This window comes from Corynebacterium nasicanis (assembly GCF_042658165.1).
Classification (GTDB): Bacteria; Actinomycetota; Actinomycetes; order Mycobacteriales; family Mycobacteriaceae; genus Corynebacterium; species Corynebacterium nasicanis.
The window spans coordinates 463,551-488,451 of the sequence record NZ_JBHSQE010000001.1; the positions used below are offsets into that span (position 1 = coordinate 463,551).

At 68.7% G+C, this 24,901-nt stretch carries 23 protein-coding genes; 12 read left to right on the forward strand and 11 right to left on the reverse strand.

The window, feature by feature from the left end:
• The first annotated feature begins 86 nt into the window (after window positions 1-86).
• Genes ACFPUZ_RS02325 through ACFPUZ_RS02335 form a run of 3 tightly spaced genes read left to right on the forward strand, consistent with a single transcriptional unit; the run spans window position 87 to window position 1,890 of the window.
• The gene (locus tag ACFPUZ_RS02325) at window positions 87-629 is read left to right on the forward strand and encodes a DUF4352 domain-containing protein (protein WP_376999487.1); all 543 of its coding nucleotides are present in this window, start codon (window positions 87-89) and stop codon (window positions 627-629) included.
• Window positions 626-1,177 (forward strand): hypothetical protein, encoded by a 552-nt coding sequence (locus tag ACFPUZ_RS02330; protein ID WP_376999489.1) that lies wholly within the window; start codon window positions 626-628, stop codon window positions 1,175-1,177. The genes ACFPUZ_RS02325 and ACFPUZ_RS02330 overlap by 4 nt, the downstream gene beginning before the upstream one ends.
• Window positions 1,174-1,890, forward strand: a complete 717-nt coding sequence (locus ACFPUZ_RS02335) for a hypothetical protein (protein ID WP_376999491.1) — start codon at window positions 1,174-1,176, stop codon at window positions 1,888-1,890. Before ACFPUZ_RS02330 ends, ACFPUZ_RS02335 begins: the two co-directional genes overlap by 4 nt.
• Here the strand turns inward: ACFPUZ_RS02335 and ACFPUZ_RS02340 are convergent.
• Window positions 1,776-3,029: a hypothetical protein gene (locus tag ACFPUZ_RS02340; RefSeq protein ID WP_376999493.1), complete on the reverse strand. Its 1,254-nt coding sequence runs from the start codon at window positions 3,027-3,029 to the stop codon at window positions 1,776-1,778. The genes ACFPUZ_RS02335 and ACFPUZ_RS02340 overlap by 115 nt on opposite strands.
• 20 nt (window positions 3,030-3,049) lie before the next feature.
• Window positions 3,050-4,897, reverse strand: a complete 1,848-nt coding sequence (locus ACFPUZ_RS02345) for an AMP-dependent synthetase/ligase (RefSeq protein WP_376999958.1) — start codon at window positions 4,895-4,897, stop codon at window positions 3,050-3,052.
• A 108-nt stretch (window positions 4,898-5,005) separates the two neighbouring features.
• Between ACFPUZ_RS02345 and malQ the strand changes: the two genes are divergently transcribed.
• Window positions 5,006-7,141: a 4-alpha-glucanotransferase gene (gene malQ, locus ACFPUZ_RS02350; protein ID WP_376999494.1), complete on the forward strand. Its 2,136-nt coding sequence runs from the start codon at window positions 5,006-5,008 to the stop codon at window positions 7,139-7,141.
• 77 nt (window positions 7,142-7,218) lie between these two features.
• Here malQ and ACFPUZ_RS02355 read toward each other — a convergent pair whose 3' ends face one another.
• Genes ACFPUZ_RS02355 through ACFPUZ_RS02365 form a run of 3 tightly spaced genes read right to left on the reverse strand, consistent with a single transcriptional unit; the run spans window position 7,219 to window position 9,588 of the window.
• Window positions 7,219-7,359, reverse strand: a complete 141-nt coding sequence (locus ACFPUZ_RS02355) for a hypothetical protein (protein WP_376999496.1) — start codon at window positions 7,357-7,359, stop codon at window positions 7,219-7,221.
• Window positions 7,360-7,381: 22 nt separating this feature from the next.
• Window positions 7,382-7,564 carry a hypothetical protein gene (locus ACFPUZ_RS02360; protein WP_376999498.1) on the reverse strand — a complete coding sequence of 61 codons (183 nt, stop codon included), beginning with the start codon at window positions 7,562-7,564 and terminating at the stop codon, window positions 7,382-7,384.
• 11 nt (window positions 7,565-7,575) lie between these two features.
• Window positions 7,576-9,588 carry a M3 family metallopeptidase gene (locus ACFPUZ_RS02365; RefSeq protein WP_376999500.1) on the reverse strand — a complete coding sequence of 671 codons (2,013 nt, stop codon included), beginning with the start codon at window positions 9,586-9,588 and terminating at the stop codon, window positions 7,576-7,578.
• Window positions 9,589-9,616: 28 nt separating this feature from the next.
• On the opposite strand from ACFPUZ_RS02365, the gene ACFPUZ_RS02370 reads away from it, so the two are divergent.
• Both ACFPUZ_RS02370 and ACFPUZ_RS02375 read left to right on the forward strand, forming a co-directional pair.
• The gene (locus ACFPUZ_RS02370) at window positions 9,617-10,915 is read left to right on the forward strand and encodes a carboxylesterase family protein (RefSeq protein WP_376999502.1); all 1,299 of its coding nucleotides are present in this window, start codon (window positions 9,617-9,619) and stop codon (window positions 10,913-10,915) included.
• The gene (locus ACFPUZ_RS02375) at window positions 10,912-12,117 is read left to right on the forward strand and encodes a hypothetical protein (protein WP_376999504.1); all 1,206 of its coding nucleotides are present in this window, start codon (window positions 10,912-10,914) and stop codon (window positions 12,115-12,117) included. The genes ACFPUZ_RS02370 and ACFPUZ_RS02375 overlap by 4 nt, the downstream gene beginning before the upstream one ends.
• On the opposite strand, the gene idi is transcribed toward ACFPUZ_RS02375, so the two are convergent.
• The 4 genes from idi to ACFPUZ_RS02395 form a co-directional block, all read right to left on the reverse strand.
• Window positions 12,106-12,660, reverse strand: coding sequence for an isopentenyl-diphosphate Delta-isomerase (idi, locus tag ACFPUZ_RS02380; protein WP_376999506.1), 555 nt, complete (start codon window positions 12,658-12,660; stop codon window positions 12,106-12,108). The two genes, ACFPUZ_RS02375 and idi, sit on opposite strands and share 12 nt — an antisense overlap.
• Window positions 12,661-12,693: 33 nt before the next feature.
• Entirely contained in the window at window positions 12,694-14,319 is a 1,626-nt protein-coding gene (locus ACFPUZ_RS02385) for a hypothetical protein (RefSeq protein ID WP_376999508.1), read from the reverse strand.
• Window positions 14,297-14,893, reverse strand: coding sequence for a DUF3558 domain-containing protein (locus tag ACFPUZ_RS02390; RefSeq protein WP_376999510.1), 597 nt, complete (start codon window positions 14,891-14,893; stop codon window positions 14,297-14,299). The genes ACFPUZ_RS02385 and ACFPUZ_RS02390 overlap by 23 nt, the downstream gene beginning before the upstream one ends.
• 114 nt (window positions 14,894-15,007) lie before the next feature.
• Entirely contained in the window at window positions 15,008-15,526 is a 519-nt protein-coding gene (locus tag ACFPUZ_RS02395; protein WP_376999512.1) for a hypothetical protein, read from the reverse strand.
• Between the two features lie 125 nt (window positions 15,527-15,651).
• Here ACFPUZ_RS02395 and ACFPUZ_RS02400 point away from each other — a divergent pair, with 125 nt between their 5' ends.
• The 5 genes from ACFPUZ_RS02400 (at window position 15,652) to ACFPUZ_RS02420 (ending at window position 22,573) form a co-directional block, all read left to right on the forward strand.
• Window positions 15,652-17,517 (forward strand): ABC transporter ATP-binding protein, encoded by a 1,866-nt coding sequence (locus ACFPUZ_RS02400; RefSeq protein WP_376999514.1) that lies wholly within the window; start codon window positions 15,652-15,654, stop codon window positions 17,515-17,517.
• 10 nt (window positions 17,518-17,527) lie between these two features.
• Window positions 17,528-18,649 carry a MalY/PatB family protein gene (locus tag ACFPUZ_RS02405; RefSeq protein WP_376999516.1) on the forward strand — a complete coding sequence of 374 codons (1,122 nt, stop codon included), beginning with the start codon at window positions 17,528-17,530 and terminating at the stop codon, window positions 18,647-18,649.
• Between the two features lie 85 nt (window positions 18,650-18,734).
• Window positions 18,735-20,513: a maltose alpha-D-glucosyltransferase gene (gene treS, locus ACFPUZ_RS02410; protein ID WP_376999960.1), complete on the forward strand. Its 1,779-nt coding sequence runs from the start codon at window positions 18,735-18,737 to the stop codon at window positions 20,511-20,513.
• A 2-nt stretch (window positions 20,514-20,515) separates the two neighbouring features.
• Window positions 20,516-21,583 (forward strand): hypothetical protein, encoded by a 1,068-nt coding sequence (locus ACFPUZ_RS02415; protein ID WP_376999517.1) that lies wholly within the window; start codon window positions 20,516-20,518, stop codon window positions 21,581-21,583.
• 9 nt (window positions 21,584-21,592) lie between these two features.
• Complete coding sequence (locus tag ACFPUZ_RS02420; RefSeq protein WP_376999519.1) at window positions 21,593-22,573, forward strand: LLM class flavin-dependent oxidoreductase; 981 nt, start codon at window positions 21,593-21,595, stop codon at window positions 22,571-22,573.
• Here ACFPUZ_RS02420 and ACFPUZ_RS02425 read toward each other — a convergent pair.
• Together ACFPUZ_RS02425 and ACFPUZ_RS02430 are read right to left on the reverse strand one after the other, a co-directional pair.
• Window positions 22,565-23,065 carry a hypothetical protein gene (locus ACFPUZ_RS02425; RefSeq protein ID WP_376999521.1) on the reverse strand — a complete coding sequence of 167 codons (501 nt, stop codon included), beginning with the start codon at window positions 23,063-23,065 and terminating at the stop codon, window positions 22,565-22,567. The two genes, ACFPUZ_RS02420 and ACFPUZ_RS02425, sit on opposite strands and share 9 nt — an antisense overlap.
• A gap of 13 nt (window positions 23,066-23,078) precedes the next feature.
• A complete protein-coding gene (locus tag ACFPUZ_RS02430) occupies window positions 23,079-23,987 on the reverse strand; it encodes an AEC family transporter (RefSeq protein ID WP_376999523.1) in 909 nt (302 codons plus the stop codon).
• 130 nt (window positions 23,988-24,117) lie between these two features.
• Here ACFPUZ_RS02430 and ACFPUZ_RS02435 point away from each other — a divergent pair, with 130 nt between their 5' ends.
• Window positions 24,118-24,861, forward strand: a complete 744-nt coding sequence (locus ACFPUZ_RS02435) for a GntR family transcriptional regulator (RefSeq protein ID WP_376999525.1) — start codon at window positions 24,118-24,120, stop codon at window positions 24,859-24,861.
• Window positions 24,862-24,901 lie beyond the last annotated feature (40 nt).

Consider the following 24,901-nt stretch of genomic DNA (forward strand, 5'->3'; position numbering starts at 1 on the left):
CCTGTCCGTTTCCTGAATCGAGCCTGACTCTAGGCGACGTTCCCACACGGGACGGGAGGACTCGCCGCAGGCTATTCTTGTCATTCATGAGCACCCCTGTTCGGCGGGTGGCCGACGCCCTCCGCTCCGATCTGTTGACCAGGTCGAACCTGCAGATTCTCGCCGGTGTGGCGGTGGTCGGCGTGCTCGGCGCCTTCGGCGGATTCCAGCCGGCCGCCAGCGAGGTGCCCCGGGTGGCGCTCGCCGACACCCCCTCCCCCGTCTCGGCGGGCCCCGTGGACATCGTCGTCCACGGCACCGGGCCCATCCACGACTTCTTCGGCGGGGAGATCCTCACCCTCAACCTGACGGTGACCAACACCGGCTCCCGCCCCGTCGACGCCTTCGCCCTCTCCGACATTCTCCGCTGGGAGGGACAGGAGCAGTCCACCTACACCACGACCCTGCGCACCGACTCCAACTCGGTGGGCATCCTCAACCCCGGGGTGCCGGTGGACATCAGCGTGCAGCTGCCGGAGGATGACCCGGATCCGGTGCTCGTCCTCAATTCGATGACGTGGCGGGTGAGCCGACTTGACGGTTCCGAGGGCTTCTTCGACCCGGCCCCCGTCATGGAGGTGGTCCTGTGAGGCGCCCCGCCCCGCCGAGCCCGCCGACTCCGCAGCAGGCGGCGTTGTTCGTGTTCATCCTCGTGGCCATCTCCCTGGGCACGTGGATCAGCGGCCTGTTCCCCGCCCCGGCCTCCGTCCTCGACCGCCCCTACCTGCGCACCGGCGCGGCCGAGCGGATCGGCACGGTGCACGTGACGGACCTGGCCGTGCACGAGGTCTACCGCGATCAGCCCACCCACGGCATCTTCCTCGTGGTGGAACTGGAGGCCCCGGAGGTGCCCGAGCCCATGACCCTCGACGCCACGCTCATCGACGGCGCGGATCGTTCCGTGCAGCGGCACTTCCAGAGCCGGTGCGGCCTCCAGCAGCCGGGCCTGCCCCTGCCCTGCCACCTGGCCTTCGAGATGGACCCCGCGGAGCTGGCGGGCGCGACCCTGCACATCGCCCGCGACAATGTCCTCGCCGAGCGCGAGTTCCTCGTCGTTGATCTGGGCATCGACGACACCCGCGCCGCGCAGCTGCTCGCTGATCCGCAGCAATCCGACTACTACGGGGAGGCCCTGTGAGCCATCGCGCCCGCACCCGGCACTGGTACATCGCCGTCGTTCCCGCCGTACTCTTCGCGCTGGCGGCCTCCTCCTTCCGCTACGTCGACGTCTACCGGCCCAACGCCCCCACCGAGCGCATCGCCGGAGCCGTGGGCGAGAGCCTCCACATCGAACAGACCGCCACGGTGGAGGGCGCGGACAATCTCATCGCCGCGGACGTCACCCTCACCAGCGCACAGCTCGTCCGCCGGGAGGACGTGCCGGAGATGTCCACCGGCGCCGACATCGACATCATCGCGGTCAACTTCGACTGGGCCGCCTCCCCGGACATCCCGCTGCGCACCTGCGACCTGCGGTTGATCAGCGAGGCGGGGAAGCGCTACCTGCCCTCGCCGCGCCTCAGCTCCGCGCTGGTCAACCCGCCCGCCGTGCTGCACAGCGTCAGCCACTGCGTCCCGGAGGACGCCCCGGGCCCACTCATGGCCATGGGCATCGAACTGGGCACCAGCGAATACGACGGTCCCCCGCGCCCGGAGACCTGGTCGACGACCGTCTACTTCGTCGTGCCCGGCGGCACCCAGCCGTCCGCGGTGGAGATGATCTGGCAGACGCCGGTCTACCTCGAGTTCACCGGCGTCTCGCTCGACTCCGCGCCGGTGTCGCTGCCCGCGGACGCCCGCAGCAGCCTGTCCAGCGCCGGGGCGATGAACACCACCGCCGCCACGAAGTAGACCATCCGCGCGGTGACCAGGATGTACGGGTCCACCGCCGCCGCCTCCCACATGCCCAGCGGCCCGATGAGCGCCCGCGCGAGATAGAGCACCCCCAGCTCCGTGCTCTTGGCCAGGGTGAACAGCAGACAGAACATCACCATGGGGCCCAGGCCCGCGGCGGCGATCCGGCCGAGCGAGGACAGCGTCGACTTCACCGGGCCGAGCAGCGGCTGCGCCGCCTCGTCCAGGGCCTTGCGGGCCTCCACCCGGAGTCGGCTGCTTGTCTCTGTATTGGTGGCCGTGCTGGCGGCCGCCTGCGAGGCCAGCTGCGCGCCGTAGATCGTGGCACCCAGGGTCAGCCAGGCGACGGGGATGATGATGACGTCATCGGCCCGCGACACGAGGGTCACCAGCCAGGTGAAGAACGCCCCCACCGGCCCCGCGATGTCGAGCGACCAGGCCCGCAGCGATTCCCAGGCGTCGACGAAGGGCGCCGCCACCGCGCGGGTGGCCACCCAGTCGCGCAGCCAGGTGATGCCCCCGGTGAGCACCACCGAGAACGTCACCATCCACAGGACCTCCAGGTAGGCGGACACCCCGGCCCAACCCACCGAGCGCTCCCCCAACGCGAAGACGCCGATGATCTTGCGCAGCACCAGCGCCAGGATGATGAGCGCGACGAGCACCCAGGTGATCTCGTAGTTCGAGCGCCCGAAATCCGCGGTGAAGATGTTGCGGGAGGTCTCCGAGATCGTGGCGTCGTGGATATAGGCGCGGGTGTCCTCCTTCAACAATCCGTTGGAGGAGTACACCGTGAGGAAGGGGATGAGCAGGCCACCGATGGTGAGCAGGCGTACCCGGGTGGATTCCTGGGCAGGGGAGGTCACCGCGCGGGAAATGTAGGGCAACGAGGGGCGCAGCACCCACAGGGCGGTGATGAGCGAGGTCATCACGGCGATGGGGGCCAGCGGGATGAGGAACACCGCCGCCAGTGAGGACCACCCGGAGACGATGACCGCCGCCCAGATGACCAGGGCGCGCACGCCCAACCCGAGCGCGATGACGGTGAGCAGGGCCGCCCAGTGGCGGGCCAGCAGCCGCAGCGCGTCGAGGGGGATGGCGGCGGTCCGGCGGACCGCCGAGGTCACGTAGTCCACGGCGGGAGTATAGCGCGGCGTCAGCGCTTGTACAGGTGGCTGATGGCGTCGGCGTAGCGCTGCGCGACGACGTTGCGCTTGACCTTCATCGTCGGGGTGAGCTCGTTCTCCTCCTCGGTGAGATCGCGGTCGAGGATGTAGAACTTCCGGATCCCCTCCGCCTGGGAGACCGAGGAATTGACGGAGTTGACGGCGTCCTGGATCTCCGCGCGCAGAGAGGGCTCCATGGCGAGGTCCTTGAGCGGGGTGTCCTCGTCGATGTTGTGGTTGAGCTTCCAGCGCTTGAGGGCGTCCTCGTCGAGGGTGACCAGCAGGCCGATGAAGGGCTTGCCGTCGCCGACGACCATCGCCTGGGAGATGAGCGGGTGGGCGCGCAGGGAATCCTCCATCGGGCCCGGGGAGACGTTCTTGCCGCCGGCGGTGACGATGAGGTCCTTCTTCCGGCCGGTGATGACCAGGTGGCCGGTCTCCAGCAGTTCTCCGAGGTCACCGGTGTTGTACCACTCGCCCTCCATGGATTCGGCGGTGGCCTCCTCGTTGTTCCAGTAGCCCTGGAAGAGGATCGGGCCCTTGACCAGGACTTCACCCTCGTCGTTGATCCGGATGGTCACGCCGCCGAGGGGGCGGCCGACGGTGCCGATCTTCTGGTCCTCGTAGTCGACGGTCGCGGCGGCGGCGGTCTCCGTGAGGCCGTAACCCTCGTAGACCGGCACGCCGATGCCGCGGAAGAAGTGCAGCAGGTCATGGCTCATCGCGGAACCGCCCGTGATGCAGTAGCGCACCGAATCGCCGATGGCGGCGCGGATCTTGGAGTAGACGAGCTTGTCGAACACCTTGCGCTTGGCCAGCAGCGCCCGCGAGGGCCCCTCCGGCGTGTCCAGCGCGCGGGAGTACTCGATGGCCGTCTTCTCGGCGCCGGCGAAGATGCGCTCCTTGAGCGGTCCGCCGTCGGCGGCGTTGGCGGCCGCGGAGTTGCGGACCTTCTCGAAGACGCGCGGGACGCCGAGGATGAGGTTCGGGCGGGAGCGGGCGAACTCGACCGAGAGGGTGGAGAAATCCGACCAGTGATTCTGGGTGGCGCCGCCGATGACCACGGCCAGGGACACGGCGCGGGAGAGCACGTGCGCCAGGGGCAGGAAGGTGAGGACACGGGTGCCGGGCACGGCGATGCCGCCGACCGGGTGGCTGAGGATGCCGCGCACCTCGGAGAGCCAGTTGCGGTGGGTGAGGCTGCAGCCCTTCGGCTGGCCGGTGGTGCCGGAGGTGTAGACCAGCGAGGCCAGGTCCTCGGTGGAGGTGTGGGCGATGCGGGAGTCGATCTCCTCGGAGGGGATCTCGCGGCCTTCGAAGCGGAGGGTGGCGATCGCCGAGGAGTTGATCTCCAGCACGCGGCGCAGGCGGGAGGGCGAACCCTGCAGGCGCGGGGAGCCGTCCTCACCGAGGACGAGGTGCGAGATGAGCTCACTGTGGTCGCGGGTCTCGGTGACGGCCAGCACCGCCCCGGAGTCCTCGATGATCCACTGCATCTGTGAGAGCGAGGAGGAGGGGTAGACGGGCACGCTCACTGCTCCGGCCGCCCAGATGGCGAAGTCCATCAGCGACCACTCGTAGCGGGTGTCGGAGATGAGCGCCACGCGGTCCCCCGGCTGCACGCCGGAGGCCACGAGGCCCTTGGCCACCTCGTAGACCTCGGCGACGAACTCCGCGGACGTGACGTTGACCCACTCGAAGTTGGCGGGGCGGGTGAACATCACGCCGTGCGGATAGCGGCGGGCCGTGTCGAGCATGGCAGTCAGGCAGGTTTCGCCGGGGGCGATCTCGTACTCGGCCGGGGTGTGGTACTCCTGCACGGGGGTGTCCTCTCGCATCGGGATCATGACTTTTTCCCCACCACGCTACCCCTGCCCCGCCACGCGATGTGGGCCACACCCCGCCACTTACAGCGGAACCGGCAGCGAAGTGGCAGGATGTCGGGTGTGACTTACCAGGACGTGCTGAGAGAACTCGCGGGCGCCCACGGCGTCGCCACGCGCTACACCGCCAGCGACGGCGAGGAGATCATCGTCACCGATGACACGCTGCTGAAGACACTGCGTGCTCTCGGCGTCGCCCTGGGCGCCGCGCCCTCGGCGGAGGATCTGGCGGCGGCCCTGGAGGCCCACCGGGTGGCCGAGTCGATCCGCCCCCTGCCGGCCAGTGTCGTCGCCGTCGCCGGTGATGCCCGGACCTTCAACGTGCACGTCCACGACGGCGCCCCCGCGGACGTCCGCATCCTCCTCGAGGACGGTTCCGAGCGGGCCGTGCACCAGGAGGAGAACTGGAACCCGCCGGTGACCGTCGCCGGGCAGGCCTGGGGCGAGGCAACCTTCCGCATCCCCGGAGATCTGCCGCTCGGTTGGCACCGCATCGAGCTGGTGTCAGGGGACGTCCGGCACGAGTGTGCGCTCATCATCACCCCGGCGCGCCTGTCCACCACCGACCGCTACGTGGAGGAGCCGGTCACCGGCGTCATGGCGCAGATGTACTCGGTGCGCTCCGAGGATTCCTGGGGGCTGGGCGATTTCCATGACATGGGCCTGCTGGCGGAGGTGCTGGCCAAGGAGGCGGGGGCCGATTTCCTGCTGGTCAACCCGATGCACGCGGCGGAGCCGCTGCCGCCGGCGGAGGATTCTCCCTACCTGCCGACCACCCGTCGCTTCATCAACCCCATCTACCTGCGCATCGAGGACATCCCCGAGATGCAGCAGCTCGACGCGGAGACCCGCGCCGACATCCTGGAACTCGCCGCCGAGCTGCGGGAGATGAACCGCTCCGCCGACATCATCGAGCGCAACCCCGTCTACCAGGCCAAGCTCGACGTCCTGCACGAGATGCACCACCGCGGCCGGACCCCGGAGCGCGAGGAGGCCTTCCGCGCCTACGTCGCCCGCGAGGGGCAGGGGCTCGTCGACTTCGCCGCGTGGTGCGCCCAGCGCGAGTACGAGCAGATCCACGATCAGCGGGCCCACGGCATCGCCCCGGGCATGGACGAGGCCGTCAACTTCTACATGTGGCTCCAGTTCCTCTGCGATGAGCAGCTGGCCGCGGCCCAGGCGCGGGCGAAGGGCGCCGGCATGAAGATCGGCATCATGGCCGACCTGGCCGTCGGCGTGCACCCCGGTGGCGCGGACGCCCACAACCTGGCCCCCTGGCTGGCCCCGGACATCTCCGTCGGCGCCCCGCCGGACGGTTACAACCAGCAGGGGCAGGACTGGTCCCAGCCGCCGTGGCACCCGGTGCGGCTCGCCGAGTCCGGCTACCTGCCGTGGCGCAACCTGCTGTCGACGGTGCTGCGGCACTCCGGTGGCATCCGCGTCGACCACGTTCTCGGCCTCTTCCGCCTCTTCGTCATGCCGCGCATGCAGCCGCCGACCACCGGTACCTACGTGCACTTCGATCATGAGGCGCTCGTCGGCATCCTGGCCCTGGAGGCCGAGCGGGCCGGGGCGGTCGTCGTCGGCGAGGATCTGGGCACCTTCGAGGCCTGGGTGCAGGATGTGCTGGCCGCCAAGGGTGTCATGGGCACCTCGATCCTGTGGTTCGAGGGTTCCCCCACCGTCGAGGGGCCGCGTCTGCAGCACGAGTACCGTCAGCTGGCGCTGAGCTCCGTGACCACGCACGATCTGCCGCCGACGGCAGGTTACCTGGCCGGCGAGCACATCGAGCTGCGCGAGCGCCTGGGCCTGTTCACCCGCGACGCCGCCGACGAGGACGCCGAGGACCTGGAGTGGCAGGCCGAGGTCCTCGACCGCATCCGGGAGACCGGCTCCTTCGCGGGCACGGAGCTGGCCGAGACCGAGTTCGCGGGCCTGGAGCGCGGGCAGCGCGGCAGCATCCCGGAGCTCATGGAGGGCATCCACCGCTTCATCGCCGGCACCCCCTCGGCGCTCACGTGCATTTCGCTGGTGGACATGGTCGGTGATGTCCGCGCCCAGAACCAGCCCGGCACCACCAAGGACCAGTACCCCAACTGGTGCATCCCGCTCTGTGACGCCGCGGGCACCCCGGTCCTCATCGAGGATCTGGCCGGGGTGGGGCTCTTCCACCGCATCGCGAAGGCGAGCGAGCGCTGAGAACGGGAGGATCGCTCCGGAACACCTCCCGCTGAGCGCGGGTGCGCAGGGGTTCCGGAGTGATCCTCCCGTCGTGTCTACAGCAGGGAGATCAGCCAGGCGATGAGGACGATCGCCAGGAGCACCCACAGCGACTGCGTGACCCGCGACTGCGGGTACTTGCGCTTGGCCTTGGGCAGCTTCTGGTCCTGTTTGCGCAGTTCCTCCGGGTTGGCCATGGTTCTCCTTCGTAGATGGGTGTCAGTTGTCGCCGCGGTCGCCGACGGCGGCCCGCCAGGCGCGCTCCCCCGCCAGCGAGACGGTGTCGACGAGGCGCACCAGCGCGACCGCCCCGATCGTCGCCAGCGGAACAGCGATGGCCATCACCAGGGGGATCTGCAACCACAGAGGGGCGCTGAGCAGAAACTGGGTGATGGCGTCCATGGGGGATCAATCTACCCCAGAGACACTCCGGCCAGTCCACGACGCTGCAGGAGCGGGGTGACGTCCTTGTCGCGGCCGCGGAGGCGTCGGAAAGCATCCGCGTAATCCAGCGAGGCGCCGCGGGAGAGGATGTGCGCGCGGAACTGCTCGCCGGCGCTGCGCCGGTCCGCCGCCTGCGTGAACCAGTCGAAGCCGTCGGCGTCGAGGGCCTCGGCCCACAGGTAGGAGTAGTAGCCGGCGGAGTAGCCGCCGCCGAAGATGTGGTTGAAGTAGGTGGAACGGTAGCGCGGCGCCAGTTCCTCCACGACGAGGCCGGCCGCGGCCAGCGCCCCGTCCTCGAAGTCGCTTATCGACGCCACCCCCGCCGCCTCCTCCGGCGTCAGCGAATGCCACGCCAGGTCGATGATCGCGGCGGCGAGGTACTCGGAGGTGGCGAAACCCTGCCCGAACTGGCGGGCGGCGATGACGGCGTCGAGAAGCTCCTGGGGAATGACCTCCCCGGTCTCGACGTGGCGGGCGTAATGGCGGGCGACCTGCGGGTCGAAGGCCCAGTTCTCGTTGATCTGGGAGGGGAACTCCACCCAGTCGCGGGGGACGTTGGTGCCGGCCAGGCTGGGGTAGCGCACCTGGGAGAGCAGCCCGTGGAGGGCGTGTCCGAACTCGTGGAAGAGGGTGGTCACCTGGTCGATGGTGAGCAACGGCTCGGAGCCGTCGACGGGGTGGGTGATGGACATGACGTTGACCACCACGGGGCGGCGCTCTGCCAGCTCGGACTGGCCGACGAAGGAACTCATCCACGCGCCGCCGCGCTTGGAGGGACGCGCCCGGTAATCGGTGAGCAGCAGCCCGAGGCTCGTGCCGTCGGCGTCGTAGACCTCCCACACGTCGACGCCCTCGGCGTATCCCGGCAGGTCAGGGCGGGTCGTGACCGTGATGCCGTAGAGGAGCTCGGCGGCGTGGAAGACGCCGTCGACGAGCACCTGCCGCAGCGGGAAGTACTTCGACAGCTCCTCCTCGTCAAGGGAATAGTCACGCTCGCGGACCTGGGCCTGCCAGTAGGGCCAGTCGGCGGCGGCCAGCTCGGTGTCGGCGAGCTCGCCGGCCACCTTGCGTTCCGCGGCGGCGTTGGCGGCCGCCGCCGGGGCCAGGTCGAAGAGCAGCTGGCGGGCGGCGGCCGCCGTGCCGGCGGTCTCCTCCGCGATGACGTAATCGGCGTGCGTGTGGAAGCCGAGCAACCGGGCCCGCTCCGCCCGCAGACGGACCTGCTCGAGGAGGTTGTCCCGGTTGGACTCGAGCCCGCGGCGCTGGGAGGCCGCGTAGAGACGCGCGCGGGCCTCCGGGTGTTCGAGGACGAGCTGGTCCGCCTGGACGGTGGGCAGCTCGAGGGGGATGAGCCACCCCTCCTGGCCGCTGTCGGCGGCGGCGGCGCGGGCGGCGTCGATACGCGCCTGGCTGAGGCCGGCGAGGTGGGCGGGGTCGTCGAAGAGCACGGCCAGCTCGCGGGTGTCGGCCAGCAGCTGGCGGCCGAACGACTCCGACAGCGTGCTCAGGCGCTGGTTGATCGCGGCGAGGCGCTGCTGACCCGGCGCGTCGAGGTCGGCGCCGCGGCGGGTGAAGCGGCGCAGCAGAAGTTCGTGCAGCCGCTGCGATTCGGTGTCCTCCGGCACCGGGACCGCGCGCAGCCGCTGGTAGAGGGCCTCGTTCTGGTAGATGGCATCGGAGTGGGCGGACAGGCGCGGAACGATCTCCGAGATCGCGGCGTCCATCTCGTCGGTCGCGTCGGTGCCCTGCAGGTTGAACAGCCAGGCGGTCACCCGTTCGAGCGTCGCGCCGGACAGTTCCAGCGCCTCGACGGTGTTCTCCCAGGTCGGGGCGTCCGGGTGGGTGGCGATGGCGGCGATCTCCGCGGCGTGCTCCTCCAGCGCCGGATCGATCGCTGCCACGGCGTGCTCCAGGCGGATCCGGGTGAAGTCCGGCAGTTCATGGGGCAGGTCGGAGGGGGTGAGCAAGGGATTCGAGGTCATGTCCGACGAGCCTAGTAGCGTAAGGCGCATGAGCGATCACGTGCGTGTGACCGTCACCTGCCCGGCCGGGAAGATCACCGGTGTCAGCGATGGCGACGTCAACTGGTTCCACTCCGTCCCCTACTCCCATATACCGGGACCTTTCGCGGACGCGGAGCGCCTCACACACAGCCAGGTTGTCGACGCCACCGTCTACCGCCCCTCGACCATCGCGCTGTCGATCGCCGCCCCGGCCGACGCCCGCGCGCTCGCGGACCTGCCCGTGGTGGTTTATATTCACGGCGGCCGCTTCGAGCACGGCACCCACGGGGACCGCCGCGCCGAGGGCGGCCCCAACGCCCGCGAGGGCATCATCACCGTCCACATCGGCTACCGGACGAAGCTGGAGGGTTTCGCCCGCTTCCACGACGACGAGCCCGACCACTTCCGCGGCATCGACGACTGCCAGCTGGGCCTCGAGTGGGTACAGCGCAACATCGAGGCCTTCGGCGGCAACCCCACCAACGTCACCCTCGTGGGGCAGTCCGCCGGGGCCACCGTCGCCCTGTGGCTCATGCGCCGGGACCATTACCGGGGTGCTTTCCGACGCGCCATCGCCCTGTCCCCGTGCTTCCCCCGGGAGAGCTTCGAGCGTCGGAAAGGCTCTCTGCGCATGGTGCTCGGCCGCCCACTCACCCGCGCCGCCCTCACCCGCCTCGCCGGGGAGAAACCGGAGCTCCTGGCCCGCGCCTACTCCCGATTCCGCTCGATCCACGGCCTCGACATGGCGCTCGGCCCCACCGGTTTCGACGGGGCGGAGCTCTCCGACATGCCCCTGCTGCTCAGCAGCACCCGCGACGAGCACTACGACATGCCTGCCGGCCGCCGAATCGACGCCCGCGGGTGGGGGCCGGCCGCCGTGCGCCTGCTGGCCCGGCGGATGGGGGTCCGCGGCTCCGTCGCCGACTATCTGCGCGCCGCCCGCGCGATTGACCCGGCGCGCCCGATGGGCAGGCTCATCGGGGACGCCGCCAACCGCCGCTGGGTCTCCCAGGCCGGCGATGAGGTGCCCGGGCCCGTGTGGATGGTCGAGTTCACCGCCGCCGACGGCCCCGCCCTGCACTGCGCCGAGATATCCCCCCTCTTCGGCGTGGAAGCTGAGTCCCCCACCCCGGTGCGGGAGCTCTTGGTGGACTTCGCACACGGCCGCACCCCCGACTGGCCGGAGTATGAGCGACACACCGGGCGCCAGGCCCGGGAGATCTGTCTCACGTCCGGGCGCGTAGATTTGAGGCAGGACCCTCTGAGAATGGTGAGGGAAGCTTTTGATCCGGAAGGGCGGGCATGATGGGTGACATTCAGGGGGCGGCACGGTTCGGGGACACGATCCCCGCCCTCTCCGAACTCACCCCGCTCACCTCCGCCCCGGTGCCGGGCGGGCACCACCTCATCCTCAGCTCCGGCACCCCAGACGATGACTCCATCTACCAGCGACTCGTCGACCCGGAGGGCGCACCGCTGGAGTGCGGAGCCAAGGAGACCGGGAGGTTTCTCTTCGAGAACCTGCACAGCGGGGACCCCATCGGCGCCGGAGTGTTCCTGGGCAGCCTCCCCGCCGGCCTGTCCTACGTCCGCCACTCCCGTACCCCCTACCGGTTGGACATCCTGCTCGGCAGCGAGAAAGACCCTGACCCCGGACACCCGACCCACATCCTCACCCTCTACCGCCACGTGTGGCCCGGGGTGCCCGTCGAGGTCGAGGCCCTGAGCACCATCACCGGCCGCTTCTCCCTGGAGCTCGTCGCCCACATCGAGTACCAGCACGAGGGCCGCACGTATGTCCTCGGGACCGTCCGGCGATTGCCCCGCGGGATCAACGCCCTCGAGTACACCAAGCGGGGCATCGCGGCGCACGTCGTCGCGCACTCCCAGGGCATCGACCTGGGTCAGACGCTGCGCTACATCCACGATTCCTTCCTCATGGCCTTCCCCTACGAATGGGCTCCGGCCGAGCACTGCATGGAACACCTCGAGCAACGCCTGGACACCTTCACCGAGACCGCACCCCGCCTGGCCGAGTACGCCCCCTGGATCCGCGAGTGGTACCGCAGCATCCGCGGCGACATGCTCGTCCACCGCCTGCACGGCAACGTCAACCTCAAGCAGATGTGGCTGGACGAGGAGGAACGCTGGGTCATCGGCGGCTGGTCCGGGGATGTCCGCCTCCCCATGGAGGAACGGGCCCGCCTCGGATCCCCGCTCGAGGACCTCGCCTCCCTCCACCGGTCGGTGTTCCGCGCCTGCGAGGGCAACAGCTCCTGGTGCCACCTGGCCATGGAGTCGATCTTCGAGGGCTACGGCGAGCCACTCCCGTCCACCTTGTTCTGCGCCTTCATCCTCGACCGGGCCTGCGAGGAGTTCGCCGAGGAGAGCTCCCAGCCTGCGGGCCACCCCGGGTTGATCACCGAGTTCCTCGACGATTTCCGCGAGACCATTCTCCCGCAGCGCGACACCCTCCCGGCCTCGGCGTTCCTGCGCTCAGCCCAGTAGCGCGTCGCGGAGCCGCTGATCCCCCAACTCCTCCACCAGCCACGGGCTGAATGCGAAGGGCGCGGCGTCGACCGCCGCGATGATCTCCTCCGGCCGACCCCAAGCCAGTGAATCTATTTCCTCCGGCCGGGGATCCGGCTGCTCCCCCGGCTGCAGCCGGGCGACGAACACCGGGCAGAATTCATTCTCGACGATCCCGCTCGAATCCACCGCCCGGTAGCGGAAGTCCGGCAGTACCACGGTGATATCGGCGACTGCCCCCTCCGCGAAACCGAGCTCCTCGACGCTGCGGCGGGCGACCGCTGCCTCATTGGTCTCCCCGGGGCCGGGATGCCCGCAGAAGCTGTTGGTCCACACGCCCGGCCACGTCTTCTTCGACAACGCCCGGCGCGTCATGAGCAGCCGCCCCTCCGCGTCGAGCAGATAGCAGGAGAAGGCGAAATGCAGAGGCGTGTCCGCAGTGTGGATGGTGGCCTTCGGCGCGGTACCGGTGGCCTCACCGTGTTCGTCGGCCAGGACCACCAGTTCAACGTCGTCAATCATGCCCCCACCCTACCTAACGGGTATTTGGCCAGGTCAACCGCGTGCCCATGCCCCGATCACGCCGGGCACCACCGCGGGGCGCTCACCGAGTAGCGCGGCGACGTTCACCTCCTCCTCCACCGCCGAGGTCACCGACTTCACCTTCGCCTGCTTGCCCGGCGCCTGCCCGGCCATCGGAGCGCCCATCATCGGCATCATGCCGCGCGTACCCGAGGCACCGCCGCTTTTCGACGCCCCTCCCGCCGCCACCCCTGCCCCGGGAGCGGCGTTGGCCACCGGTCCCGGAGCGGCCGAGATGCCGGAGCCGGGCATGCCGGTGCCAGAGGTTATGCCCCCGAGGCGTCCCGCCCCGGGCCCTGTCGCGAGGCCCGCGATCGGTGCCCCAACCATGCCCGACAGGCTCGGGCTGCGCCCGTGACCTGCGGCGCCGGTCCCCGTTTGGCCGAGCCCACCCGGTACACCGGCGGCCAGCATGGGTGGCATGAGGCCCGTGCCGGGGGTCGCAGCCGTAGGCGAGGCGCCCATCGCTCCGATGCTCGGCGGCGCGGTGAGCATCCCGGTCGACGCCGCTGCCGTCCCGACATCCGCCCCCTGCATGAGAGGTTGAAGCGGGGCTCCGTTGACTGCGGCCAGCTCATTCACCCCGGCCTGGACGGTTCCGAAGTCTCCGGTACCCAGCGCACGCTGGAGCGATGCCAACGCCTCCAAAGGAGCCCCGGCGGGACGCAGCCCGGAGGCATTGTGTTTCGCACCGTTGCCCTCGACCGGCCCCATCCCCAGGGCGACTTCGCCGCCGCCATCAGCGGACGGGTCCATGACCATGAGATTGCGGATCGGCGGCACGCCTGTCGCCACCGCCGGTGTGTAGCTGACCGGGAACGACTGCAGGAACGCCTGCTCCGCGGCCGCCCGCGCGACCGGATCCGGGATCGCATTGATCGCCGGCATCGCCAGCGCCACCGTCAGCGCACCCTGCTGCTGCACGATGTTCACCGCCTCCACCGACTGCGCCATGACGCTGGAGTTCGACGCGAAGGTCTCCCCCGCCCGGGCCACCTCCGCCACCTTGCCGATAGCCGTCTCAATGACCTCACCGTGATTGCGCGACCCGAGATCAGCGGCCACCGCCTCCAAATCACCCGCGATGGAGGCGACGTCTCCCGACATCCGATGCCACATCTGCGAGGCCTGCACCAGCTCCCCGATCCGCGTCGCCGAGAAATCCATGTTCAACTGATTGAGGGAGGCCGCCGGCGCGACGACCGGCGGGGTGAAGGAGAAACTCTCGAAACGCGGCTGAGGTCGCGGCGGGAAGCTCACCCCGTCATCCCCCACCACTCCGCCTTCATCCGCGATATCCATGCCGCGCGCCACCAGGGCATTCTGCCCCGTGAGTGCCTGATAGCTGGCGGCCAAGGCTCCACTCAGCCACTCCACCTGTTCCGCGTACGACTGCATCACTGTGATCGCCGACCCCGGCCCGCCGTTGATCACCCCACCGTGGTTGCCGCCGAGCTGGTCGAGTCCCGAGACGCCGGAGAAGCTGGCGTTCAAAGAGTTCTGGAGCGCCTTGCGAGCAACCTCGCGGGCGTTCTTGCCAATTGCTTCGAGCTTGTTGACTCCATCAGAAATGGAATCATGGTCGATAGAAATCTCCATTGCTTTCCCCCATGAGATTGAGAATCGTGTCGAACTTTTCTGTCGCGATTTCACAGAGAGCCGTGCGCTCCTGCTTGGTCGAAATCTCCGTGTACTGGACGACGAACCTCCCCCGGTTCGTGTGAATGGCGGCGCTGCACTCGTCCGGGAAATCCGCTCCCATGTGGTGTAGGTAGGTGTCCGAGTAGGCAGAACCCGCGCTGTCGCTCAGCAGCAAACTTCGTTCCTTGATGCGGTCTTTGGGAACTCTGTCTCCGGTCAATGAAAAATACCCTCGGACACTGTCGTCCAGGGGCAGAAAGGAACAACTGGCCGACAGGCCTCTGTCATAGCTAGGCTCCCCCACCGCTTCCCCCAGCCCCGCCGCCTCCAGCACCTCCGCCGGGATCTCGGTGCACGGATTGAACACCTGGAACTCCCCCGCGGGATCGAAGTCGCCGAGTTCGAGGACGGGCGCCGCTGGTGGTTGGGTGGTGGACGACGGCGGGGCGTCGATAAGCGTGTCGGTGGTGGTGGAGCAGGCGGCGAGGAGTCCGGCCCCGAAGATGGCGGGCAGGAGTCGGCGGGCGGGCATGAAATCCCCCTCAGGTGGTGGTCGAGGATGCGGAAGGTTTCCGCACCCGACACACTTAGACTCCGCAAACCGCCGAAAGGTTCCCTCCGGGAGGAAAATACTTTCCGGGGGCGCTTAGAAGTTGAGGTTGCCCTGCCAGTAGACGTTGCCCACCTGCAGTTTTGCGTCCCACAGGTTGCCGGGGCTGACGGTGAAGGCGTAGCGCAGGTTGGTGGAGGCGCCGGGGCCCAGCGGGAGGTCGAGGCCAAGGGGGAGGATGGTGTCGTCGTTGGGGATGGCCTCGGCGTCGGTCATCGATCCGCTGCCGGCGTTGTAGGACAGGGTCGGCTGCGGGATGGACGCGGGGGACAGCGGCTCGTCGTTGAGGTTGGTCACGAGCATGGTGATGACGCTGCCGCCGTTCTGCCCGTAGCTGACGCCCTGGTAGGTCCACTTGACTCCCAGGCCGGGGTCCTCGGTGGCTCCGCGCAGTGTTTCCGCCTCGATGGGATCGGTGGTGGTCGCCTGCGCCTCGGGAGTGGAGGAGGTGGTCACAGCGATGCTCTCCTCGGTGGAAGACCCCTCGCCACCTCCGCAGGCGACGAGAACAGCGGAGGACGCGAGGATCACCACGGTGGTGCGGAGTCGTGCCACGATTGTCTGCCTTTCGGACCGGCCTAAGATGTCTTGGGTAGCTCTCACATTCTAGCGAGCGACGCCGCCGCCTGGTGGAGCAACCCGGGATGCCTGTCCCGGCAACACTACAGATTGGGAGCACGTTGAACTCTCTCGCCCGCATCATCCGGAGCGCGTCCGCGCTGTGGCCCTACTACCTCGGTGTGGTGCTCATTTCCACGGCCGCGGCCGCGCTGGCTCTGGTGTCCCCGTTCATCCTCCGCGAGGCCACGGACACGATCGTCTCGGCGGTGCACGGGGATGTCCGGCCGGCCGATGTCACCATGACGCTGCTGTGGCTCGCGGTGGCCTTGTTGGCGGCCGATGTCCTGGGCACGGTGATGACGAACATCGGCGGCTACATCGGTGACGTCATGGCCATGCGCATGCGTCAGATCCTGTCGACGCGCTACTACGCGAAGCTGCTGGCGCTGCCGCAGCGCTACTTCGACAATCAGGTCACCGGCACGGTCATCGCCCGGCTGGACCGTTCGATCACGTCGATCACGCAGTTCCTGCAGTCCTTCTCCAACAGCTTCTTCCCCATGCTCATCCAGGTGGTGGCGGTGCTGGCGATCACGGCGTGGTACTACTGGCCGCTCACCATTCTCCTGGCGCTGCTCTTCCCGGTGTACATGTGGCTGACCACGTTGACGTCGCGCCGCTGGCAGAAGCTCGAGGGCCAGAAGAACGAGCAGATCGACCTGGCCAACGGCCGTTTCGCGGAGGTCATCGGCCAGGTGAAGGTGGTGAAGTCCTTCGTCTCCGAGGTGCGCGAGCTCGCCGATTTCGGCTCCCGCTACGGCCGGACGGTGGAGATCACGCGCCCGCAGTCGCGCTGGTGGCATTCCATGGACACGGCGCGCGGGGCGGCGCTCAACCTCATCTTCTTCGGCATCTACCTGGTGCTCTTCTTCCGCACCCTCAACGGCCAGTTCTCGCTCGGTGACATGGTCATGCTCATCCAGCTGGTGAACATGGCGAAGCAGCCGGTGCACATGATGAGCTGGATCGTCGACGCCGCGCAGCGCGCGATCGCCGGGTCGAAGGACTACTTCAAGGTCATGGAGGAGGAGTTCGAGCCGACCGCCAACGCCGAACTCATCGCGGCGACGGAGGCCTCGGGTGTGCCCGTCCTCGATCTCACGCCGACGCAGCCGCTGGAATCCCGCGCCCCCGTCATCCGTTTCGACGACGTCACCTTCGCCTACACCGCGGGCGATCCCGTCATCCGGGACGTGTCCTTCGAGGCCCGGGAGGGCGAGAAGATCGCGCTCGTCGGCGAGTCCGGCGGCGGCAAGTCGACGCTGGTCAACCTGCTGCTCGGCCTCTACCAGGTCGAGGAGGGACGCCTGCAGGTGTGCGGGCGGGATGTCCGCGAGCTCACGGCGGCGGAGCTGCGCGCCAGTGTCGGCGTCGTGTTCCAGGAGGCCTCGCTATTCTCGGGCACGGTGCGGGAGAACATCGCCTACGGCCGTCCCGGCGCGACCGAGGAGGAGATCATCGCGGTCGCCCGCCGCGCCAACGCCCACGACTTCATCATGCGCTTCCCCGACGGCTACGACACCGTCATCGGCGAGCGCGGCCTCCGCCTCTCGGGCGGCCAGAAACAGCGCGTTGCCGTCGCCCGCGCCATGCTCAAGGACGCGCCGATCCTGCTTCTCGACGAAGCGACCTCCGCCCTCGACACCAAGGCCGAGCGCGCGGTCCAGGCGGGCCTGGATGAACTGATGAAGGACCGCACGACCCTCATCATCGCGCACCGGCTGTCGACGATCGCGAACGTGGACACCATCGTCACCCTCCGCGAGGGAGTGGTCGATGAAATAGGTTCACCGGACGAGCTGGCCTCCTCCGGCGGCATCTACGCCGAACTCCTGCAGCTCACGGCCTCGTCCTCGGCGGCGGACCGGGCCCGCCTGAAGAAGTACGGGCTCGTCGTCGACGGTGCCGAGGAGGAAGAGGACTAATCTGTCTGGCATGCAGTTTCCCACCCTCGACCAGCTCAAGGACCGTCGCACCCGGAAGTGGACGGTCTACGACGATGACGTCCTCCCCCTGTGGATCGCGGAGAGTGATTTCCTCACCTGCCCGCCCGTGAAGCAGGCCATCGCCGACGCCGTGGAGCGCGAGTCCTTCGGCTATTCCCCGGCGTCCTCCGACCTGCCGGAGGCGGTGGCGGACTTCTACGCCGCCCGCTACGGCTGGCGTCCGGACCCCGCGATGGTGGTCCCGGTGCCCGACGTGGTGCGCGGTCTGGCGCTGGCCATCGAGCATCTCACCCGCCCGGGCTCGGGCGTCATCGTGCCGGTGCCGGCCTACCCGCCCTTCCTCGAACTTCCGGAGGCCACGGGCCGGGCCATGCACCACATTGACGCTGTCGGGGGGATCGACCTCGGGGACGTCGAGAAGCAGTTTGCTGAGGGCGCGGGGTCCATCCTCCTGTGCGCCCCGAACAACCCGCTGGGTTACACCCTCGACGCCGATTTCCTGAGTGAATTGTGTGCGCTGGCGGAGCGCTACGAGGCCCGGGTGCTCGTCGACGAGATCCACGCCCCGCTCGTCCTCGACGGGTCGCATGTGTGCGCGGCCGCGCTGAACCCGCGCGTGTGCGTCACGGTGACGGCCACCTCCAAGGCGTGGAACATCGCGGGCCTCAAGTGCGCGCAGATCATCTTCTCCAACCCGGAGGACCTGCGGACGTGGCACTCGCTGACGGGCGTGGCCAAGGACGGCACCTCCACCCTGGGCATCTGGGCGGCCATCGCCTGCTACCGCGAGGGCGGGGACTTCCTCGACGAGCAGGTCGCCTACCTGCGGGAAACCCGCGACTGGCTGGTCGAGGAACTGCCCGCGCGCATTCCCGGTCTCAAGGTGAGCAACCCGGCGGCGACGTACCTCATGTGGCTGGATTTCTCCGGCACCGCCATCGGTGACCACGAGCGTCCCGCCATCTGGCTCCGGGAGCACGCCCGGGTGGCCTTCAACGACGGCCTCTACTTCGGGCCGGGCGGTCTGCATCACGCGCGTCTCAACTTCGCCACCTCACGGGAGATCCTCGAGGAGGCCGTCGAACGGCTCGCCTCTGCACTGAATCTGTGAATTCCCTAACCTGGACAGCATGACCGAAGAGCGATACGACGATCCCCCCGTTTCGACCACCGGCCCCCAGGGCCCCGGGCTGTCCATGGGCCCGCTGGGCGTCGGGCCGGAACCCGAGAAGAATCCCGAGCGTCCGAAGACCGACGCCGAGGGCTACCTCCTCGAGCCGGAGTCCGAGGAGTTCGAGACCCCCACCCCGGCCCCCGGCGACGCCCCCTGGGAACGCCCGGAACCGGAGTGGTACAAGGAGGCCGTCTTCTACGAGGTGCTCGTGCGCGCCTTCTACGACCCGGAGGGCACCGGGTCGGGCAGCCTGCGTGGCGTCACCGAGAAGCTCGACTACCTGCAGTGGCTCGGCGTGGACTGCCTGTGGCTGCCGCCCTTCTACGATTCCCCGCTGCGCGACGGCGGCTACGACATCGCCAACTTCCGTGAGGTACTGCCGGAGTTCGGCACCGTCGATGATTTCGTCGAGCTCATGGACGAGGCCCACAAGCGCGGCATCCGTGTCATCACCGACCTGGTGATGAACCACACCTCCGACCAGCACGCGTGGTTCCAGGAGTCCCGCCGCGACCCGGACGGCCCCTACGGGGATTTCTACGTGTGGCGCGACGACGACACCGAGTACGCGGACGCGCGCATCATCTTCATCGACACCGAGGAGTCCAACTGGACCTACGACCCGGTGCGCAAGCAGTACTTCTGGCACCGCTTCTTCTCCCACCAGCCGGACCTCAACTACGACCACCCGCCGGTACGCGCCGCCATGCTCGACGTCATGCGCTTCTGGCTGGACCTGGGCCTCGACGGATTCCGCCTCGACGCCGTCCCCTACCTCTACGAGCGGGAGGGCACGAACTGCGAGAACCTGGCGGAGACCCACGAATTCCTCAAGCAGGTTCGCGGGGTCATCGAGGACGAGTACCCGGGCCGCGTGCTGCTCGCCGAGGCCAACCAGCTGCCCGATGACGTGGTCGAGTACTTCGGCGAGCCGGAGGTCGGCGACGAGTGCCACATGGCCTTCCACTTCCCGGTCATGCCGCGCATCTTCATGGGCGTGCACAAGCAGTCGCGCACCCCGATCTCGGAGATCCTGGCGGACACCCCGCCGATCCCGTCGACCGCGCAGTGGGGCATCTTCCTGCGCAACCATGACGAGCTCACCCTCGAGATGGTCACCGACGAGGAACGCGCGTACATGTACAAGCACTTCGCGCGGGAGCCGCGGATGCGCGCCAACGTGGGCATCCGCCGCCGTCTCGCACCCCTGCTCGGCGGCGACCGCAACAAGCTGGAGCTCGTACACGGCCTGCTGCTCTCGCTGCCGGGGTCGCCGGTGCTCTACTACGGCGACGAGATCGGCATGGGCGACAACATCTGGCTCTACGATCGCGACGGCGTGCGCACCCCCATGCAGTGGTCGAACGACCGCAACGGTGGTTTCTCCAAGGCGGAGCCGGAGCGCCTCTACCTGCCGGCGATCCAGAACGACCAGTACGGCTACCAGACGGTCAACGTCGAGAACGCCATGAAGCGGGACAATTCCCTGCTGCACTGGGTCCGCAGCCAGATCAAGGTGCGCCAGCAGTACCGCGCCTTCGGCCTGGGCACCTACCGGGAGGTCGACTCGGAGAACGAGGCCGTGCTCACCTTCCTGCGCGAGCACAAGGACGAGGCGATCCTGTGCGTGAACAACCTCTCCGACCGCCCGCAGGCCGTGTCGCTCGACCTCTCGGAGTTCTCCGGGGTCATCCCCCGGGAGCTCTCCGGCGGCGAGTCCTTCCCGCCCATCCGGCAGTACCCGTGGGTGGTCACGCTCGCCCCGCACGCGTACTTCTGGTTCGACATCTCGAAGGAGTGACCATGGATCTGGCCCACATGCTTGCCGACGCCCGCTTCTACGGCGCCAAGTCAGAGCCCATCGACCGCGTGGACATCGTCTCCGAGACGCCGGCCGGTGAGGCCCGCCTGCTCATCCTCCGCGTCAACGGACGGCACCTCTACCAGGTGCTTGTCGACGCCGAGGGCCGCGACATCCTCTCCGAATCACCGGAGCTCTACCTGCAGGCCCACGGCCTGCCACAGGGCGAGACCCGGGCCATCGACGGGGAGCAGTCCAACACCTCGCTCATCGTCGACGGGCAGATGGTCAAGGTCTTCCGGCACCTGGAGCCGGGCCTCAACCCGGATGTCGAGCTGCTCTCGCAGATCGCGGACTGCCCCCACGTTGCGCCCGTGCGCCACTGGGTGACCGCCACCATCGACGACGCGGAACACACCTTGGCAATGGTGCAGGATTTCGTCCCCGACGCCGACGACGGCTGGCGCTACGCCCTTGGCTTCGCCTCGCTCGACGCCTCCTTCGGGGCGGAGGCCTCCCTGCTCGGGGAGGCGACGAGGGCTGTCCATGAGGCCCTGGCCGGGGCGTTCCCGGTGAGCGCGGATGCCCCGTCTTTCCGCCGCTCCCTCGACGAGCTCGTCGGGCGTGCCCAGGTGCTGGAGGAGTTCTCGGGCGCGGCGCGCGCGTTCTACGCGGATCTTGACGACGAGGTGGATGTCCAGCGCGTCCATGGTGATCTGCACCTGGGGCAGGTGCTGCGCACGGCGGACACCTACATCCTCATCGACTTCGAGGGGGAGCCGGCGCGGCCGCTCGCGGAGCGGCGGCGACCCGACTCGCCTCTGCGCGATGTCGCCGGCATCCTGCGCTCCCTCGACTACGCCGCGCACGTCGCGGGCGCCGACCCCGCGTGGGCGGACGCCGCGGGGGCGGCCTTCCTCGAGGGCTACGGCATCGAGCGGACCCCGCTTCTCGACGCCTACGTCCTCGACAAAGCCCTCTACGAGGTGGTCTACGAGTCGGACAACCGACCCGACTGGGTGGACATCCCCCTCCGGGCGGTCCGGCGCCTCCTGGAGTCGCCTCAGTAGGATGGGGCCGTGTCCCCTACTCTGTCCCTCATTGACTTCTGCCACATCTACCCGGGCGAGACGGCGCGGGACTCCATGCGCCGCTCCGTCGACATGGCGCAGCGCGCGGAGCGGCTCGGCTTCCACCGCATCTGGTACGCCGAGCACCACAACATGCCGCACATCGCGTCGTCCGCCCCGGCCGTGCTCATCGCCCACGTCGGCGCGCACACCGAGTCCATCCGGCTCGGTTCCGGCGGGGTGATGCTGCCCAACCACTCCCCCTACGTCATCGCCGAGCAGTACGGCACCCTCGCGGAGCTCTACCCCGACCGCATCGACCTCGGATTGGGACGCGCACCCGGCACGGACCAGAACACCCTGGGGCGGGCGCTGCGCCGCAGCCCCAATGCGGCGGAGCATTTCCCGCAGGACATCATGGAGCTCGAGGGCTACCTCGCGGGCCACTCGCGCATCCCCGGCGTGGACGCCATCCCGGGCCGGGGCACGAACGTCCCGCTCTACATCCTCGGATCCTCCCTCTACGGCGCCAGCCTCGCCGCCCAGCTGGGGCTGCCCTACGCCTTCGCCTCCCACTTCGCCCCGACACACCTGGAACAGGCGGTGGCAACCTACCGGGAGAACTTCCGCCCCTCGGAGAAACTGGCCGAACCCTATGTCATCGCGGCCGTCAACGTCGTCGCCTCCGACACCACCGCCGACGCGCTCCGGCAGCTCGAGGGTATCTACCGGCAGCGCGTACGGGCGATGGCCGGGCGCGGGCGCCCTCTCAGCGACGACCAGCTCGACCGGATCATCGAGTCACCGCAGGGGCGGCAGATCATCGACATGCTGCGCTACACGGCCGTGGGCAACGGCGAGCAGGTGCGCGACTACCTCGACGGATTCACCCGGAGCGCCGGGGCCGACGAGCTGATGATCTCGCTGCAGGGCACCTCCACCGCCGAGACGAACCGCAGCATGGAGATCCTCGCCGCAGCGTCACAGTGACCCCAGCTTATCGACGCCCACCCCACTCACCCTCCGCCCGACCAGGTCCAGGAGCTCATTGGGCAGGTAGTTCGCGCCGGCAGGGAAGGACACCGTGTACGGGTCGACGGCACGGGAGGGCACCCGCTCGATGACGTGCTCGGGCAGGAGCACCATCCGGGCCACTCCGCCGTGGGTGTAGAGCTGCACCCGGTTCAGCCGGGAAAGCGGGAAGCGGATGCCGGTGGCCGGGAGGGTGACGTGGTCGTCGATAAGCAGGACGGGACGCGAACGGCGCCACAGGCGGACGACCAGCATGAACACCGCTGCGGCGATACCGACGCCGGGGGCGGCGGTGGCGACAAGAAAGAGCTCCGGCCAGGCCGAATAGCGGCCGGCGACAAGGAGACCGGCGAGCAGGGGCCCCAGGAGAACCAGGAACACCCCGCACACCACCACCGCCCGGCTGGTGGCCAGGTGACGGGCGGAGGAACGCAGTCGGAGGGTGTCCATGATGGTGGCGATGCTACCCAAGCAGCAGTGTCACCACGACCAGGACAGGCAGCGACACGAGAGTCGAGACCACACCGACATCACGGGCGAGCACCTCATTGGTGCGGAACCGCAGGGCGTAGGTGAGGACATTCTGGGCCGTCGGCAACGCCCCGAGCACGACGAGCGCGAACAACGCCGCACCCGTCAAGCCGAACATCTGCGCGGCCACAAGGCCCGCGATCACCGGATGGACGAGGTTCTTCAAAGCCACCGCCAGCAGGACATCCCCACTGAGACGGACGCGGGTGCCCACCAGGGACATCCCGAACACGAGCAGCGCCACGGGCACCGCGGCACCCGCCAGCAGGGACACCGGTTGGCTGAGCAGCCCCGGCACCGGCAGGCGCAGGTACCCGACGAGCAGACCGGCCAGGGCCGCCAGCAGCATCGGATTGCGCAGTGCGCCCACGATGTTGCGCACCAGGTGTGCCTGCCGGGACCGGTGCAGCAGGTCCAGTGTGGTGAGTGTGACGGGCGCGTAGAAGGCGACCTGGAAGAGGATGACGGGGATGACGACGGCGGCGTCGTCAAGAATGTAGACAGCCAGCGGGATGCCGAGGTTGCCCGCGTTGGCATACGAGGACGCCAGCATGCCGACGAGACTGTCCGCGGCGTTTCTCCCCCGGAGCCGGAAGAGCAGGAAGCCGAGTAGACCGGTGAGCACCGCCGAGCCCGCGATGACGAGGAAATTCTCCGAGAACAACGTGCGCGGGTCCGTGCGCAGCAGAATGTCGAAGAGCAGGGCGGGCGTGGCCACCAGGTACACGAGGTTCGCCAACACGCGTCGGGCGCCCGGCCCCAGCGCCTCGGTGCGGCCGAGCAGCCAGCCGACGGCGATGACCGCCACCACGACACCGAATCCGGCCAGTACATCCATCACGAAGAATCACCCTATTGCACTCAGGTCATTGCAATATCGCTACAGTCGGCTAATGTCAGGGCATATTCCGCGTTAGTTGAAGCGGAAAGGTAACCAGCTCATCTCACCGACCCACAAGGATTACGACACTATGGCGTCGCAGCACTACCAGAAGATCGCGGCTCACATCCGTGAAGCGATCAACAACGGCCAGCTCAACACGGGCGACGAGCTCCCGTCCGAGGCGGAGCTGTGCGAGCAGTTCGGCTCCTCCCGCGGACCCGTCCGACAGGCCATGATGCTGCTACGCACCGAGGGCATGATCTCCACCGGCCGGGGACGCCGCTCCACGGTCCTGGCACGCTCCGAGAGCGGCTCCTTCGACTCCTCCGTCTCCATCACCGCCTGGCTCCGCGCCCACGGACAGCAGCCGGGACAGGAGACCCTCCTGCTCGCCCGCCAGCCGGCCGACGAGGTCACCGCCGGCCACCTCCGGCTCGAACCGGGAACGCATGTGATCACCCTGCGCCGCCTGCGTACGGCCGACGGAACCCCCCTCGCCCTGGAGACGATCTTTTTTCCCGTCGACATCGGACGTCATATCCTTGACCTCGACACCGACCGGGACTCGGTGTACACACACCTCGCGCAGCGGGACATCACCGTGGACAACCTCACCCGCTGCGTGAGCGCGACCATCGCCACCCCGGAGCAGGCGGAGATCCTGGGCAGCGCCGTCGGCGACCCGCTCCTGCGCGTGCGCAAGGCCGCCTCCGACCAGTACGGCCAGCTCATCTCCTACTCCGACGATTTCTTCGTCTCCGAGAACCTCACCCTCAGCCTCAACGCCGTGCGGGGCACGCCCTCCCCGGCGCGCTTCACGCCCCTGGAGTAACAGTAACGATGATCGGGGGCTGAAATCGACTAACGTCGCA

What these genes read in the sequence shown, in the direction of transcription:
- ACFPUZ_RS02325 (WP_376999487.1), top strand. Translation starts at nt 87, where the DNA reads ATGAGCACCCCTGTTCGGCGGGTGGCCGACGCCCTCCGCTCCGATCTG.
- ACFPUZ_RS02345 (WP_376999958.1), bottom strand. Translation starts at nt 4,897, where the DNA reads ATGCGAGAGGACACCCCCGTGCAGGAGTACCACACCCCGGCCGAGTAC.
- ACFPUZ_RS02355 (WP_376999496.1), bottom strand. Translation starts at nt 7,359, where the DNA reads ATGGCCAACCCGGAGGAACTGCGCAAACAGGACCAGAAGCTGCCCAAG.
- ACFPUZ_RS02360 (WP_376999498.1), bottom strand. Translation starts at nt 7,564, where the DNA reads ATGGACGCCATCACCCAGTTTCTGCTCAGCGCCCCTCTGTGGTTGCAG.
- ACFPUZ_RS02365 (WP_376999500.1), bottom strand. Translation starts at nt 9,588, where the DNA reads ATGACCTCGAATCCCTTGCTCACCCCCTCCGACCTGCCCCATGAACTG.
- ACFPUZ_RS02370 (WP_376999502.1), top strand. Translation starts at nt 9,617, where the DNA reads ATGAGCGATCACGTGCGTGTGACCGTCACCTGCCCGGCCGGGAAGATC.
- ACFPUZ_RS02375 (WP_376999504.1), top strand. Translation starts at nt 10,912, where the DNA reads ATGATGGGTGACATTCAGGGGGCGGCACGGTTCGGGGACACGATCCCC.
- idi (WP_376999506.1), bottom strand. Translation starts at nt 12,660, where the DNA reads ATGATTGACGACGTTGAACTGGTGGTCCTGGCCGACGAACACGGTGAG.
- ACFPUZ_RS02385 (WP_376999508.1), bottom strand. Translation starts at nt 14,319, where the DNA reads ATGGAGATTTCTATCGACCATGATTCCATTTCTGATGGAGTCAACAAG.
- ACFPUZ_RS02390 (WP_376999510.1), bottom strand. Translation starts at nt 14,893, where the DNA reads ATGCCCGCCCGCCGACTCCTGCCCGCCATCTTCGGGGCCGGACTCCTC.
- ACFPUZ_RS02405 (WP_376999516.1), top strand. Translation starts at nt 17,528, where the DNA reads ATGCAGTTTCCCACCCTCGACCAGCTCAAGGACCGTCGCACCCGGAAG.
- treS (WP_376999960.1), top strand. Translation starts at nt 18,735, where the DNA reads ATGGGCCCGCTGGGCGTCGGGCCGGAACCCGAGAAGAATCCCGAGCGT.
- ACFPUZ_RS02415 (WP_376999517.1), top strand. Translation starts at nt 20,516, where the DNA reads ATGGATCTGGCCCACATGCTTGCCGACGCCCGCTTCTACGGCGCCAAG.
- ACFPUZ_RS02425 (WP_376999521.1), bottom strand. Translation starts at nt 23,065, where the DNA reads ATGGACACCCTCCGACTGCGTTCCTCCGCCCGTCACCTGGCCACCAGC.
- ACFPUZ_RS02435 (WP_376999525.1), top strand. Translation starts at nt 24,118, where the DNA reads ATGGCGTCGCAGCACTACCAGAAGATCGCGGCTCACATCCGTGAAGCG.